At 67.1% G+C, this 15,141-nt stretch carries 12 protein-coding genes; 7 read left to right on the top strand and 5 right to left on the bottom strand.

Annotated features, from left to right (window positions below):
• Window positions 1-113: 113 nt before the first annotated feature.
• The 3 genes from adh to QX073_RS12925 all read left to right on the top strand — a co-directional run bounded on the left by adh (window position 114) and on the right by QX073_RS12925 (window position 3,885).
• Window positions 114-1,631, top strand: coding sequence for an aldehyde dehydrogenase (gene adh / locus QX073_RS12915; RefSeq protein WP_315713938.1), 1,518 nt, complete (start codon window positions 114-116; stop codon window positions 1,629-1,631).
• Window positions 1,632-2,075: 444 nt separating this feature from the next.
• Window positions 2,076-2,597, top strand: a complete 522-nt coding sequence (locus tag QX073_RS12920) for a PAS domain-containing protein (protein ID WP_315752630.1) — start codon at window positions 2,076-2,078, stop codon at window positions 2,595-2,597.
• On the top strand, window positions 2,575-3,885 hold the full coding sequence (locus tag QX073_RS12925) for a methyl-accepting chemotaxis protein (protein WP_316194790.1): 1,311 nt from the start codon (window positions 2,575-2,577) through the stop codon (window positions 3,883-3,885). Before QX073_RS12920 ends, QX073_RS12925 begins: the two co-directional genes overlap by 23 nt.
• Before the next feature lie 69 nt (window positions 3,886-3,954).
• On the opposite strand, the gene QX073_RS12930 is transcribed toward QX073_RS12925, so the two are convergent.
• From QX073_RS12930 to xylB, 5 genes are all read right to left on the bottom strand, one after another.
• Window positions 3,955-4,293, bottom strand: a complete 339-nt coding sequence (locus QX073_RS12930) for a Rieske 2Fe-2S domain-containing protein (RefSeq protein ID WP_316225850.1) — start codon at window positions 4,291-4,293, stop codon at window positions 3,955-3,957.
• A gap of 288 nt (window positions 4,294-4,581) precedes the next feature.
• Window positions 4,582-5,529 carry an ABC transporter substrate-binding protein gene (locus QX073_RS12935; RefSeq protein WP_315713942.1) on the bottom strand — a complete coding sequence of 316 codons (948 nt, stop codon included), beginning with the start codon at window positions 5,527-5,529 and terminating at the stop codon, window positions 4,582-4,584.
• Window positions 5,530-5,629: 100 nt separating this feature from the next.
• Window positions 5,630-6,670, bottom strand: a complete 1,041-nt coding sequence (locus QX073_RS12940) for an ABC transporter permease subunit (RefSeq protein WP_316225851.1) — start codon at window positions 6,668-6,670, stop codon at window positions 5,630-5,632.
• Window positions 6,663-8,186, bottom strand: a complete 1,524-nt coding sequence (locus QX073_RS12945; RefSeq protein ID WP_315713944.1) for a sugar ABC transporter ATP-binding protein — start codon at window positions 8,184-8,186, stop codon at window positions 6,663-6,665. Before QX073_RS12945 ends, QX073_RS12940 begins: the two co-directional genes overlap by 8 nt.
• A gap of 148 nt (window positions 8,187-8,334) precedes the next feature.
• Entirely contained in the window at window positions 8,335-9,780 is a 1,446-nt protein-coding gene (gene xylB / locus QX073_RS12950) for a xylulokinase (RefSeq protein WP_316225852.1), read from the bottom strand.
• Window positions 9,781-9,908: 128 nt separating this feature from the next.
• On the opposite strand from xylB, the gene QX073_RS12955 reads away from it, so the two are divergent.
• The 4 genes from QX073_RS12955 to QX073_RS12970 all read left to right on the top strand — a co-directional run bounded on the left by QX073_RS12955 (window position 9,909) and on the right by QX073_RS12970 (window position 15,138).
• Window positions 9,909-10,742 (top strand): glucose 1-dehydrogenase, encoded by an 834-nt coding sequence (locus QX073_RS12955; RefSeq protein WP_315713946.1) that lies wholly within the window; start codon window positions 9,909-9,911, stop codon window positions 10,740-10,742.
• Window positions 10,743-10,928: 186 nt separating this feature from the next.
• A complete protein-coding gene (locus QX073_RS12960; protein WP_316201418.1) occupies window positions 10,929-12,053 on the top strand; it encodes a GGDEF domain-containing protein in 1,125 nt (374 codons plus the stop codon).
• Window positions 12,054-12,166: 113 nt separating this feature from the next.
• Complete coding sequence (locus tag QX073_RS12965; RefSeq protein WP_315826042.1) at window positions 12,167-13,501, top strand: acyclic terpene utilization AtuA family protein; 1,335 nt, start codon at window positions 12,167-12,169, stop codon at window positions 13,499-13,501.
• An 86-nt stretch (window positions 13,502-13,587) separates the two neighbouring features.
• On the top strand, window positions 13,588-15,138 hold the full coding sequence (locus QX073_RS12970) for a GMC family oxidoreductase (RefSeq protein ID WP_315826043.1): 1,551 nt from the start codon (window positions 13,588-13,590) through the stop codon (window positions 15,136-15,138).
• The last annotated feature ends 3 nt before the right edge of the window (window positions 15,139-15,141 follow it).

A 15,141-nucleotide genomic window follows, 5' to 3' on the forward strand; every position in this document is an offset into this window, starting at 1 on the left:
CGCAGAACTGCGACACTTCCTCGGACGCGCTCGCTCCGGCCTCTGGTCTGTTGCGTCGGTTTGATCGAGTCTGTCTCCAACGCCGTGTGCATCGGCGTGAATGGGAGAGACAGATGACCAAGGTTGACGTCAATGCGGCGTTCAAGCCGCCGTTCGCTGCGCGTTACGACAATTTCATCGGCGGCGCCTGGAAGGCCCCCAACGCCGGCAAATATTTCGACAACATCTCGCCGATCACCGGCCAGCCGGTGTGCCAGATCGCGCGCTCCGATGCCTCTGACATCGAGGCCGCGCTCGACGCCGCGCATGCCGCCAAGGACGGCTGGGCCCGCGCCAGCGTCACCGAGCGCGCGATGGTCCTCAACCGGATCGCCGACCGCATGGAGGCCAATCTCGACAAGCTCGCGCTCGCCGAGACCTGGGACAATGGCAAGCCGATCCGCGAGACGACCGCCGCCGATATCCCGCTCGCCATCGATCACTTCCGCTATTTCGCCGGCGTGATCCGCGCGCAGGAAGGCTCGATCGCCGAGATCGACCACGATACCATCGCCTATCACTTCCACGAGCCGCTCGGCGTCGTCGGCCAGATCATTCCGTGGAATTTCCCGATCCTGATGGCGGCCTGGAAGCTCGCGCCCGCGCTCGCCGCCGGCAACTGCGTCGTGCTCAAGCCGGCCGAGCAGACACCGGCCTCGATCCTCGTGCTGATGGAGATCGTCGGCGACCTGCTGCCGCCGGGCGTGCTCAACGTCGTCAACGGGTTCGGCCTCGAAGCAGGCAAGCCGCTGGCATCGTCGAACCGCATCGCCAAGATCGCCTTCACCGGCGAGACCTCGACGGGGCGGCTGATCATGCAATACGCGTCGCAGAACCTGATCCCGGTTACCCTCGAGCTCGGCGGCAAGTCGCCCAACATCTTCTTCAAGGACGTCTGCGCCGAGGACGACGACTTCCTCGACAAGGCGATCGAGGGCTTCGTGATGTTCGCGCTCAACCAGGGCGAGGTCTGCACCTGCCCGAGCCGCGCGCTGATCCATGAATCGATCTATGAACGCTTCATGGAGCGTGCGCTCAAGCGCGTCGGAGCGATCGTGCAGGGCAGCCCGCTCGATCCCGCCACCATGATCGGCGCGCAGGCCTCCTCGGAGCAGCTCACCAAGATCCTGTCCTACATCGACATCGGCAAGAACGAGGGTGCGCAGCTCCTGATCGGCGGCGAGCGCAACATGCTCGGCGGCGATCTCGCCGGCGGCTATTACGTCAAGCCGACGGTGTTCAAGGGACACAACAAGATGCGCGTGTTCCAGGAGGAGATCTTCGGACCCGTCGTCTCGGTCACGACCTTCAAGACCGAGGACGAGGCGCTGGCGATCGCCAACGACACGCTCTACGGCCTGGGGGCCGGCGTGTGGAGCCGCGACGCCAACACATGCTACCGCTTCGGCCGCAACATCCAGGCGGGGCGCGTCTGGACCAACTGCTATCACGCCTATCCGGCGCATGCGGCGTTCGGCGGTTACAAGCAGTCCGGCGTCGGACGCGAGACCCACAAGGTGATGCTCGACCACTACCAGCAGACCAAGAACATGCTGGTCAGCTACAGCCCGAAGAAGCTCGGCTTCTTCTGAGGCAGGGGGCGCCGGGCCGGTCGGGCATGAGCGCCCCGACCGGCCCGTGCGGGTCTCACGAGGTTGCGTGGCGTCACGTACGCACCTCCTGGTCCTTGTGCCACACCTTCCGACAAGGCGACGGCCGATGCGATCCTCCGGCCAGCGGTCCAGACCCAACGCCGACCATCGAGCCGGCGCGTCCCGTCCCTGCCGCGGGCGGTCTCTGTAGTTTGGCGGACCTCCCGGTTAACGCGATGTTTGACAGTTAACGTCAGATTGAGGCCGGTGAGGCGGACAGCCTTTTTCCTGAGCCGACGAAAGCCGGTCGATGGGGGTCTCGGCGACACCCGGCCGCATGCCGGACGACGCCGGTTCCGCCAGCGCGTCGACCGGACCGTCCGTGAAGGCCGGGACATCCCGTCTGTCCGCCCCGCATCGTGATGACCGCAAGGAGGACCAGCCATGGCCCACGTTGTGAAGCCGACGGGAATCGAGCACATGCTCGGCGAAGAAGACCTGATCGTCTCGAAGACCGACCGCAAGGGACGCATCACCTACGCCAACGACGTCTTCGTTCGCATGGCCAGGTATAGCTATGACGAGCTCCTGGGAGCGCCTCACAGCCTGATCCGCCATCCCGAGATGCCGCGCTGCGTCTTCAAGCTGCTGTGGGACACGCTGGAGGCCAAGCGCGAGATCTTCGCCTATGTCGTCAACCTGGCCAAGGACGGCAGCCATTATTGGGTGCTCGCCCATGTGACGCCGACGCTGGACGACCAGGGCAATATCATCGGCTACCATTCCAACCGCCGCAGACCCGAGCGTGCGCCGATCGAGCGGCTCAAGTCCATCTACAAGGCGCTGTGCGACGAAGAGGCGCGCCACGCCAATGCCAAGGACGGCCTGCGCGCAAGCTTTGACATGATGGTCGCGGTGATCAAACAACAAGGCGTTGAATATGATGAGTTCGTGCTCTCTCTCTAAGGCGCAGATCGCGATCGCGGCGGCGGCGCTGCTGACACTCGGCGGGCTGGCCTGGCTCGTCGTCGCCGGCGCGACCCCGCCCGCGGCAGGCGGAGCGCTGCTCATCGCGGTCGCGCTGCTGCTCGGCCTTGCCCTGTGGCAGCTGCGGTTGGCGGCCGCCGTGGTCGCGGAAGCGGCCATGGTGTGTCACAGCGCGGCCAAAGGCAACCTCGAGCCGCGGGTGCTGAGCCGGCGCCAGCACGGCGACATCGGTTTGTTGCAGAAATCGATCAACGACATGCTCGACATCACCGACGCCTTCGTGCGCGAAGCGTCGGCGTCGATGGACTATGCCAGCCGCGGCAAGCATTTCCGCAAGATCATGGCGCGAGGCCTGCCTGGCGCATTCCGCCGGTCCGCGGCGATCATCAACCAGGGCACCGACAGCCTCGGCCGCCGGGTGGTCGACATTGCGGGTCTGGCCCGGCAGTTCGGCACCCAACTCGATCAGATCGTCGTCAGCCTCGTCGGTGCGGCGGAGGATCTCGAGTCCGATGCCGGCCACGTCGCGACGGCCGCGACGGAAACCAGCCGCCAGACCGAGGATGTGATCGCCGCCTCGGGGCGCGCGTCGTCCAATGTTCAGACGGCGGCGGGCGCGGCCGATCAGCTCGCGTCCTCGATCGCCGAAATTGGCCGGCAGGTTTCACGCTCCACCGAAAGCGCCGGGCGTGCGGTCAGCGAGGCCAATCGTGCCGGCGGGGAGATCCGCGAACTGGCCGATGCCGCGGTCCGGATCGGCGACGTGGTCAAGCTGATCAGCGAGATCGCGGAACAGACCAATCTCCTGGCGCTCAACGCGTCGATCGAAGCGGCGCGGGCCGGCGACGCCGGGCGCGGTTTTTCCGTCGTTGCGGCCGAGGTCAAGAGTCTTGCCGATCAGACCGCCAAGGCGACCGAAGAGATCAGCGCCAAGGTCAACGAGATGCAGCACTCGACCTCCACGTCGGTCGCGTCGGTCGAGGCGATCGCGCGAACGATCGCCGAGATCGACGAGATCGCTTCCGCCATTTCGGCCGCGGTCGACCAGCAGGCGGCGGCGACGCGAGACATCGCGCACAACGTTCAGGAAGCCTCGTCCGGCACGGCACGGGTCGCGTCCAATGTCGGCGCGATCAGCAGCGCTGCCGCCGACACCGGCCGGATCGCGGCGCGGGTCAACAATGCGTCCGAGCGGGTCCATGGTGAGGTCGAGACGCTGCGTCGCGAGGTCGACCAGTTCATGAAGCGGCTGATGGCAACGGGATAGCTGCGGCGGTGTGCCGGCAGGTGTCTGCCGCGCGACCGTCGAGCGCCCCGCGGCCGGCCTGGGGCCCGATCAGTTCGCGGCGCGTGCCGGCTTCACCGGCCCGACATCCACCTGGATCTCATCGCCCTCGACCTGCAGCGGGTAGGCGTGCAGCGCATTGCGGACGAGATGGGTGACGCACTTGCCATGGGTGGCGTCGAAGCCCCATTGATGGTGCGGGCAGGTGATCGTCCGGCCGTCGAAGGTCGCTTCCGCCAGCGGCACGTCGGCATGCGGGCAGCGGCCTCGATAGGCCTTCAGCTCGCCGCCACGGGGCCAGAGCAGCAGCACGCTCTTCTTGCCGACCTGGTACAGGCCCATGCCGCCTTCGGTCATGGCGCTTGTCGGACAGACTGCGGTGAAAGCCATCGGATCGCCTGCTGATTGATGCCGTCAGGCAGGCCCACGCAAGTTCCGGACCAGCGGAAAGCGGGGACAAACAGGGGAGTCTTGTCGCAAACGCGACAGGGCGCAGCGCAGGTTGAATTCCCCCGTCGAGAACATTGTTTGCCACATCTGCCATCGACGCGCGAGTCCGCGGCGATCGGTCGTTGAAGGCACGCCGACGAGACAGAATGTGGTTCCAAGCACAACGCCGCCCCAGAGAGGGCGGCGCTTCTCGATGCTTTCAATCAGATGCGGGTCGACGATCGAACTCTATTCCTTCCGCTCCGAGGTCCAACCCTTGTACTCGCCGACATTGTCGCGCGTGATCAGCTTGGAGGGCAGCAGCTCGACCGTCGAGGCCGGCTTCTGGCCATTGAGCAGGCCGACGCCGATCTGCACGGCGCGGCGGGCCATGAAGAACGGATCCTGCGAGGCCGAGGCCTGGATCTGCTGCGAGGCCGGATCCTTCAGCGCCGCCTCGATGTCGGGGGCGCCGTCGACCGCGGTGATGATGATGCCGGTGCGCTGCTGCTGACGCGCAGCGAGATCGGTGCCGATCGCCTGCGGATCGTTGATGGCAAAGATGGCGTCGATCTTCGGGAAGCGGGTGAGATAGCCCTGCGTCACCGTGAGGCCGCCCTCGCGCGAGCCCTTGCCGTCCTGGTCGCTGGAGAGAACCTTGATGCCGGGGGCCTTGGCGAACACGCTCTTGCAGCCGTTGACGCGGTCGATCACCGCCGACACCTGCGGCCCGTTCTCGATGATCACGTCACCCTTGCCGCCGAGTTTGTCGACGATGTACTGGCACGAGATCTCGCCGGCCTGCACGTTGTTGGTCGTCACGGTGGCATCGGCGCCCTCGGCCGCGGTGTCGACCGCAACGACGAGGATGCCGGCCGCCTGCGCCTTCTTGATCGCCGGGCCGATCGCCTTGGGATCTCCCGGGTTGAGCAGGATCATGTCGACGCCGGCGGCGATGAAATTGTCGATCTGGGTGACCTGCTTGCCGAGATCATATTCGAAGCCGACCGCGGTGATCTTGACGTTGGGATTGGTCTTCTTGGCCTCGAACTCGGCGCCCTTCGACAACGCGACGAAGAACGGGTTGCCGAGCGAGCCCAGCGACACGCCGATCGATTTCAGCTCCTTGGCCGATGACGGCGCGGAGCTCATCACGAGCGCCAGCGCGGCACCGGCTGATAACATCGACTTGACCATGTGTTTCCTCCCTGGTCCTTCCTGTTCGTCTACGCACGGCGGACCAGTGGCCGTGGAAGAATGCGTTGTGGCGGGCCCCGGTGGCGCCCGCCATGTTGTCTCAGGTGCGGGCCGAGCCCTGCAGCCGGTAGCGGTCGAGCGCGACGGCGCCGATGATCACGAGGCCCTTGATGACGTATTGCCAGATGTCGGACACGCCGACCAGGATGAGCCCGTTCGACAACACCGCGATGATGAGCGCGCCGACCAGCGTGCCCCAGATCGAGCCGATGCCGCCGACGAACGATGTGCCGCCGAGAATGACGGCGGTGATCGCGTCGAGCTCGTAGGACTGGCCGAGCTGCAGGCCGTTCGCCGCATAGAGCCGCGCCGCCTGCATGCCGCCGCCGAGGCCGGCGAGCAGGCCGGACATGCCGTAGACGAAGATCAGCACCGCCCAGACCTTGATGCCGGCGAGCCGCGCGGCGCTCTCATTGCCGCCGACGGCATAGATGTGCACGCCGAGCACGGTCCGGCGCAGGATCAGCCAGGAGCCCAGGATCACCAGCAGCGCGATCACCGACAGCCAGGGGATCGAGACGACGCCGGGAATGATCGTCAGCGAGGCGTTGCCGATGAAGGCGTAGGGAATCGATGGGTTGAACACGGTGGTGTCGCCACCCATCAGGCGGGCGAGACCGCGCACCGCCGTGAGCGACCCGAGTGTCACGATGAACGGCGGCAGCCGCAATAGCGCGATCAGCGCGCCATTGACGACGCCGAAGGCAAGGCCCGTCAGCACCGCGGCCGGCAGCCACAGTGCGCCGAGATCGGGCATCTTCGACAGTGTCAGGCCGGCCATGGCAGCCGCGGCGAGGATCGAGCCGACCGACAAATCGATGCCGCCGGTCAGGATGACGAAGGTCATGCCGGCGGCGAGCACGGTATTCACGGCGGCCTGCTGCAGCACGATGCCGAGATTCTGTCCGGAGAAGAAGCGTCCTTCGGACAGCATGTGGAAGCCGACGCAGAGGATCAGCAGCACCGGCAGCATGCCGGCAGCGCGGATCATCAGCCGTAGCCGCTGCTGCTTGTTGTCCGATGCGGACGGCAGGCCGGATGAAGGCGCGGTCTTGGCTTGCGACGAACTGTTGTCAGGCATCGACGTGCTCCGTCCCGGTGGCCAGCGCCATGATGTCTTCCTGGGTGATGGGGGATGTCGCGCTCTGCTGCAGCTCGCCGGCCAGATGCCCTTCGCGCATCACCAGCACGCGGTCGCAGATGCCGAGAATTTCCGGCAGGTCGGACGAGATCACCAGGATCGCGGTGCCGGACTTGGCGAGATTGTCGATGATCGAATAGATCTCGGACTTGGCGCCGACATCGACGCCGCGGGTCGGCTCGTCCAGGATCAGGACCTTCGGCGCGGTCGCAAGCAGGCGGGACAGCAGCACCTTCTGCTGATTGCCGCCCGACAGGCCGCCGACGGTGACGCCCGGATTGGGAGCGCGGATGCCGAGCGCGCTGAACGCCTCGTCGGCGCGTGCGCGCGCCTTGTCGCGGTCGAGAATGCCGCCGGGCTTCGCGTCCCGTCCGATCACGGCGAGGTTGATGTTGTCGGCGCAGGACATGTCGAGGAACAGCCCGAGCGCCTTCCTGTCCTCGGTCAGATAGGCGATGCCGGCATCGAGCGCATCGCGCGGCGTGTCGATGCTGACTTTCTCACCGTCGAGCTCGATGTGTCCGGTCGTCTTCGGCGCGGCTCCGATGATGAGATGCGCGAGCTCGGTGCGTCCGGCGCCGATCAACCCGGCGAGGCCGACCACCTCGCCGGCATGAACGGTCAGCGAGCAATTCTTGACGCGATGGCCGTCGCCGAGGTCGACGGCGCTGAGCACCGCGCGATCACGCTTGGCGTGCGGGTCGTGGTCCTTCTTGTAGAACGACGACACGTCGCGGCCGACCATCATGCGGACGATGCTGTCGGCGCGGATCTCCGGCTTGTCGAGCGAGCCGACCAGCCGGCCATCGCGCAGCACGGTGACGCGGTCGCCGAGCGCATAGACCTCGTCCATGCGATGCGAGATGTAGATGATGGCGAGCCCTTCGGCGCGGAGCTGGCGGATCAGCGCGAACAGCTTCTCGCTCTCGCCGGCCGACAGCGAGGTGGTCGGCTCGTCCATGATCAGGATCTTGGATCGTGCATGCAGCGCGCGGGCAATCTCGACCAGCTGGCGCTGGCCCATCGACAACTCGGCCACCAAGGTGGAGGCCGTGAAATCGGCGCCGAGCCGGTCCAGGATCGGTCCGACGCCCTCGCGCATCGTGCTGCGCGCGAGCAGGCCGCTCTGCGACAGCTCGCGGCCGAGATAGATGTTTTCGGCGACCGTCAGGTTCGGCGCCAGCGACAACTCCTGGTAGATGATCGAAATGCCGGCGTTGCGGCCGCCCATCGGCCCTTCGATGCGCACCGGCCGGCCCTCGATGCGGATCTCACCGCCGGGATCCGGGCGATAGGCGCCGGAGAGAATCTTCATCAGCGTGGATTTGCCGGCACCGTTCTCGCCCATCAGCGCATGGACTTCGCCGGCGTAGACGGTGAGGTCGACCTTGTGCAGGGCCTTGATGGTGAAGAATGACTTCGACACCCCGCGCATCTCGAGGATCGGACCGCTCATCGTGCCTCCCAATGCACGTCGTCTCGTCGTCCGCGGCTCGTTGATCGCTGGCGCGGGAAGCCATTAAACTAGAGGCTGTTGCCGAATACAATATGAAAGAGACGCCGCCGCAACACGTCGCCGCGACGAATGCCTTTCGGAGATCCGGTTAGCTCGGCCGACGATAGAGCTGTCGCCAGCGCGGCCGCCGCTCGGCATAGGCTGCCGACAGCGCGACGTCCGGAGCGAAGGTCCGCACGCGCGCCGGCGGCGTGCAGACCGCGCCGATGTCCTCACCGGTGACGGCAAGACGTGCCAGCCGCGCCGCGCCGAAGGCGGCGCCGGTCTCGCCCTCGGCCAGCCGATGAACGGGAATGCCGAGCACATTCGCCAGGATCGCCAGCCAAAGGTCCGAGCGCGATCCGCCGCCGATTGCATCCGCCTCGGCAATGACGAGCCCGGTTTCCGTCAGCGCGTCGCGGCAGTCGGCCAGTGCGAAGGCAACGCCCTCGAGCACCGCCTGGACGATGGCGTTGCGGTCGGTGGCGTGGCTCAGGCCGTCGAGCAGGCCGCGGACATGGGGATCGTCATGCGGCGTGCGCTCGCCCGCGAGATAGGGCAGGAAGCTGACCGGCGACGGCGCGGCGGGGCCCGCGCCCAGCGGGGCGAGCAGCTCGGTCTCGCTCGCGCCGAGCAGCCGCGCGACCCAGGCGAGGCATGAGGCCGCCGACAGCATCGCGCCAGCCTGCAGCCACATCGCCGGGATGGCATGACAGAAGGTGTGAACGACGCGCTCGGGATTGGCCGTGACGGCGTCGACCGGCGAGATCACGGCGCCGGACGTGCCGAGCGTGATGAACGTGGCGCCCGGCCGGACAGCACCGATGCCGATGGCGCCGGCCGGGTTGTCGCCGGCGCCTCCCGCGATGGTTGGGCGCTTCGTCATGCCCCAGCGTTCCGCGAGGTTACTGCGCAGCCGGCCTGCCGGCGCGCAGCCTTCGACGAGGCGCGGCATCTGCGCACGGGTGAGGCCGGTGGCGGCGAGGCCCTCGTCGCACCAGTCGCGCCTGGTGACATCGAGCCAGAGCGAGCCGGACGCATCGGACATGTCCTCGATCGCATCGCCCGTCAGCACCAGCCGGACATAGGCCTTCGGCAGCAGAACCAGCCGCGTGGCCGCGAAGATCTCGGGCTCGTGCGCCGCGATCCACATCAGCTTCGGCGCGGCGAAGCCGGGCATCGCCTTGTTGCCGGTGATCGTGCGCAAGGCGGACCAGCGCTGCTCCAGCGCAGCGCATTCGCGCTCCGACCGGCCGTCGTTCCAGAGAATGCAGGGCCGCAACGGATTCATCGCGGCATCGAGCAGCACCGGGCCATGCATCTGGCCCGACAGGCCGATGGCGTCCACCGCCGCCAACGCGCCGGGATGATCCGCCTTCAGCGCATCGAGCGTGGCGAATACCGCGCCGATCCATGCGGCGGGGTCCTGCTCGGCCCGGCCCGGTCGCGGCACGTCCATCGTCAAGGCGTGGCTGCGGCTCGCAACGACGCGCTGCGTGTCATCGACGATGATCGTCTTGACCGCGGATGTTCCAAGATCGATGCCGAGATACATGACGTCTCACGCCTGCGTGCGCAACGACGGATACGGAGTGGAGCGATACCAGACTCCTGATAGCCTTGTCATCCGAACGCGAGTCATCGCAGCGCGCTGAGGCGAGATCATTTTCACGGAGTCGAGACATGGAGCCATCTGACCAACCAGCCGAACGGGCGTCGCGTCTCGTCGGACACTACGCGCTGGTGACGGGCGCAACGCAAGGCATCGGCCGCGCGATCGCGGTGCGGTTTGCCGAGGAGGGTGCGCATGTCGCGATCAATTTCGGCGGCCCGTCGCCGTCCGGCGACGAAACCCTGGCGCTGGTGCAGGCCGCCTCTGCCGCGCATGGTCACGGCTCGCGTGATCACGTTGCCGTGAAGGCCGACATCGGCGTCGAGGCCGAGATCGCCGAGATGTTCGAGACGGTGCTGAAGCGCTGGCCCCGGCTCGACTGCCTAGTCAACAATGCCGGCTTTCAGCGGGAATCGCCCAGCGAGGCGCTCGACGTCGACACGTATCGCAAGATCCTCGAGGTCAACCTCAACGGTGCCGTGCTCTGCGCGCGTCACGCGCTGGCGCATTTCGTCACGCGCGGCGGCGGCAACATCATCAACACCTCAAGCGTGCACCAGATCATTCCGAAGCCCGGCTATCTCGCTTATTCGATCAGTAAGAGCGCGATGGCGGGCCTCACGCGGACCCTGGCGCTCGAATTCGCCGGGCGCGGCATCCGCGTCAATTCGGTCGGGCCGGGCGCCGTCGACACGCCGATCAACGCGGCCTGGACCGGGGACCCGGCCAAGCGCGCCGCGGTCGAGTCCCACATTCCGATGGGGCGGGTGGCGAGCCCGGAAGAGATCGCCGGCGTGTTCGCCTTTCTCGCCTCGTCCGAAGCGAGCTACATCACCGGACAGACGATCTATGCATGCGGCGGCATCACGCTGTTCGGCGAATTCCGAGACAATTGGGCGAGCTGATCCCGCCCCTGCATCGCTCATGCGCGCGTGCGCGTACCATCATTCGCATTGTATCCACTTGCATTGTCATCGTCGCGGTGAGGATCTCTTAAGCATCCGCGGCGCATGGCAGCCCTTCGCGGGTGCAGCGAGATTTCGTTAAGGCGTGGGTACGAGAGTGCGCGCGCTTGGCGAACTGGAATTGCGATGCATCGATTGGACCCGGACATTCGTCGCGATCTCGCGCATCTGCTGTACAGCTCGATGCCGCTGGTCGGGACGATCTCGGCCGCCGCCGTCGTGATCGGCAGCGTGATGGCCTGGGTTGCGCGCGATCCGGGCTACGCCGCGATCACGGTGGTGCTGCTGGTGATCGGCGCCCTTCGTGTTCTCAAGCTACGGATGTTCGCCGCGCGCTTCGATCGGCTCGATCACGATGCGATCATTCGCTGGGAACGCCTCTACGGCCTCGGCGCCGCCGCCTTCGGTCTGGCCGTCGGTGCGTTGTCGGCACGCGCGTTTCAGATCGGCGACGGGCCCGGCATCTGGATGTGCTTCGGCCTGTCGATGGCCTTCTGCGTCGGCATCGTGTCGCGGGTCAGCCCATGGATCGTCATGACCTCCTCGGCGGTGCTGCTGATTCCGACCGTGGTGGCTTGTCTGATGCAGCCCGAACCGGTGTACCGGATGGGCGCCGGCATGGTGGTGCTGTTCTGGATCACGCTGCGCGGCACGTCGTATCGACTCACGGCCGCCTTCACCGAGCGGATCACGGCGCAGCAGGCCTTGGCGCGGCAGGCGCTGCGCGATTTCCTCACCGGCCTGCCGAACCGCGCCGCGTTCATCGCCGCGCTCGGCCGGTGCGATCGCCCCGTCGCCATCATCGCGGTCGATCTCGATGGCTTCAAGCTCGTCAACGACCGGTTCGGCCATCAGGCCGGTGACGAGCTGCTGTGCCAGGTCGGCGCACGTCTGCAGGATTGCCTCGGCGAAACGGGCCTGGCGGCGCGGTTCGGCGGCGACGAATTCATGCTGCTGCTGCCCGCGGTGGGACGTGACGCCGCTCTCGCGTTCGCGCAAGCGGCGGTGACGGCGCTGTCGCAACTCTTCACGCTGGCTGGAACGCGCGTTCAGATCGGCGCCAGCGCCGGCATCCTGGTCACCGAGGATCGGCAGGCGGACACCGAGGCGCTGCTCGACCAGGCCGATCGCGCGCTCTATGCGGCCAAGCGTGCCGGCGGCCAGCGTTGGTGCTGGGCCGACGAGCACATGGCCGTTGCCGTCGCATGCACGGCGAGCAGCGAGGCGCCGACGCTGGCGCTCGCGGACTAGCAGCACGATGGCAGCCTGACCGTTCCACGCGGACGCTGGCAAGCTCGGACCGCGGCCGCTAATGTAACCGGCAGAAGCCGACGAACGGCGCACGATGTCAGGAGGAGCGGCCGATGCGGAGCATCAGGATCGGCGCCGGAGCGGGCTATTCCGGTGACCGGATCGAGCCTGCGGTGGAGCTCGCGGCGAAGGGCGGCCTGGACTATCTCGTGTTCGAGTGCCTGGCGGAGCGCACGATCGCGCTGGCGCAGCAGGCGCGCATGAAGGATCCGGCCGCCGGCTATGATCCGCTGCTGGCGGCGCGCATGCAGGCCGTGCTGCCGATCTGCCGCGCCAACAAGGTCCGTATCATCACCAACATGGGGGCGGCCAATCCGGTCGCCGCGGCCGAAGCCACCCGCACCATCGCGCGCCGGCTTGGACTGAAGGGGCTGAAGATCGCGGCCGTGACCGGCGACGATGTTCTGGAGCCGTTGAAGACAGCGGATGTCATGCTCGACACCGGCGACACGATCCGGGCCCTCGGCAATCGGGTCGTCTCGGCCAACGCCTATGTCGGGGCGGGCGCGATCGCGGAGGCGCTCGCGGCCGGCGCGGATGTCGTGATCACCGGGCGCGCCGCCGACCCAGCGCTCTTTCTCGGACCTTTGATCCACGAGTTCGGCTGGGCCCTGGATGATTGGGACCGGCTCGGGCAGGGCACCGTCGTCGGTCATCTGCTCGAATGCGCTGGACAGATCACCGGCGGCTATTTCGCCGATCCCGGAGCGAAGGATGTTCCCGATCTCGCCCGGCTCGGCTTTCCGATCGGCGAGGTGCGCGAGGATGGCGAACTGATCGTGACCAAGGTCGCGGGCTCCGGCGGCTGCGTCACGCCGGCGACCGTGAAGGAGCAACTGCTCTATGAGATCCACGATCCCGTGCAATATTTCCAACCCGACGTCGTGGCGGATTTCTCGCAGGTGACCGTCGAGGAGCTTGGTCCGGACCGGGTCAGGGTGGTCGGCGGTCGCGGCCGGCCGAAGACGGGACTGCTGAAGACCTCGGTCGGCTATCTCGATTCCTATGTCGGCGAGGGTCAGATCTCCTATGCCGGCCCTGGCGCGGTCACGCGCGGCCGCCTTGCGCTCGATGTCGTCAGGGAGCGCCTCGCGCTCACCGGCGTGGCGGTGAACGAGCTGCGCTGCGACCTGATCGGGTTGAATGCGCTGCATGGCGACGATCGCGCACAGGGTACCGAGCCCTACGAGGTGCGCGTTCGCGTCGCCGGGCGGACCGAGACGATGGCGGAGGCGATTCGTATCGGCAACGAGGTCGAGACGCTCTACACCAATGGCCCGGCAGGTGGCGGCGGCGCCTGGAAATCGGCGCGCGAGGTGATCGCCGTCGCCTCCTGTCTCGTTGCCGAGGATGCGCCGCAGCTCTGCGTCGGCATGCTGACGGCCTGAGTTTTCAAGGGCTTCACGGATCGCTCTCGGCAGCGCAAGCTGGCCGTCATGGTTGCGGTGCCTGAGAACAAGCGAGAATTCAGTCCATGTATGACGTCATTGTGGTCGGCGGCGGCTCCGCGGGAGCGGTCGTCGCTGCGCGCCTGTCCGAAGACCCCCGGACGCGGGTCCTGCTGCTCGAAGCCGGCGCGGACTGGCGCGCGGACGACGCGCCGTGGGAGATCGTGACGCCGAACCCGATTCCGATCATCCACGATCGCGCCTTCCAGGAGAAATGGCAGTGGCCGGAGTTGATGTCCCGCCGCGTCGCCGGGCAGGACATGCGCTTCTACTGGCGCGGAAAGGGGCTGGGCGGCAGCTCGATGATGAACGGCCAGATCGCGATCCGCGGCGTGGCCGATGCATTCGATGAATGGGCGGCCAATGGCTGCACGGGATGGTCGGCCAAGGACATCATGCCGCTGTTCGCGGTGATCGAGGACGATCTCGCATTCGGTGATCGCGAGGGGCACGGTCGCGGCGGCCCGCTTCCAGTCACTCGCGCACCGCCTGACACATGGGGCCCGATCGATCGTGGCTTGCGCGATGCCGCGCTGGCGAGCGGCTATCGCTGGTGCGACGATCTCAACGGGCCCGATGGCGAGGGTGTTGCCTGCTATCCGATCAACAGCCGCGCCGGCCGCCGTATTTCCACCAATGAGGGCTATCTCGAGCCGGCCCGCGGCCGTCCGAACCTCGAGATCCGCGGACGGGCGCTGGTCGATCGGCTGCTGATCAGCGACGGCAGGGCGACCGGCGTGCGCGTCCACGTCGAAGGTGAAGGCGTGAAAAACGTCGCGGCGCGCGAGGTCGTGCTGTGTGCCGGCGCGATCCACAGCCCCGCGATCCTGCTGCGCTCGGGTATCGGCCCTGCGACCGATCTGCTGGCGATGGGAATTGCGGTCGTGCGTGATCTTCCGGTCGGCCGGCACTTCTTCGATCATCCGCTGTTCCGCACCACCATCCAGCTCCGCGAGGCGCTGCGTCCGACCGACCGCGACACGCGCCATACCAATTGCTGCGTCACCTACTCGTCGGGCCTCGCCGGCGGCGGCAAGCGCGACATGATCCTGATCGCGTTCAACCATCGGGGCATCGGCGTGCCCGGCGCGATCGGCGCCGGACTGTTCAACGCCTTCTCGCGCGGTACGCTCAGGCTCGCCTCGACCGATCCGAGCGTGGATCCGATCGTCGAGGAGAACATGCTGGCCGATCCGCGCGACGTGGCGCGAATGCGGGACGCGGTGAAGCGGCTGGCCGTGATCACGGTGCAGCCGGCGCTGCGCGACATCGCCGACTGGATTCGCCTCGGCGATACGGAGTTCACGCTGCCGCAGGCGGCTGCGCTGCCCGAGGCCGAGCTCGATGCGCTGCTGCGGCAGGTCACCGGCGACATCCAGCATGCGGCGGGGAGCTGCCGCATGAGCGGATTCGACGATGGCGACGGCGTGGTCGATCCGGACGGCCGCGTGAAGGGCATTGCCGGCCTGCGCGTCGCCGATGCCTCGATCATGCCGTCCGATTGCCGCGCCAACACGCATTTCACCACCGTCGTGATCGGCGAGGCGATCGCGCGGATGATGCGAGAGCGCCTGTAGAGC

Origin of the sequence: Bradyrhizobium sp. SZCCHNS3052 (genome assembly GCF_032484495.1) — a bacterium.
In the GTDB taxonomy this organism is placed as follows: domain Bacteria; phylum Pseudomonadota; class Alphaproteobacteria; order Rhizobiales; family Xanthobacteraceae; genus Bradyrhizobium.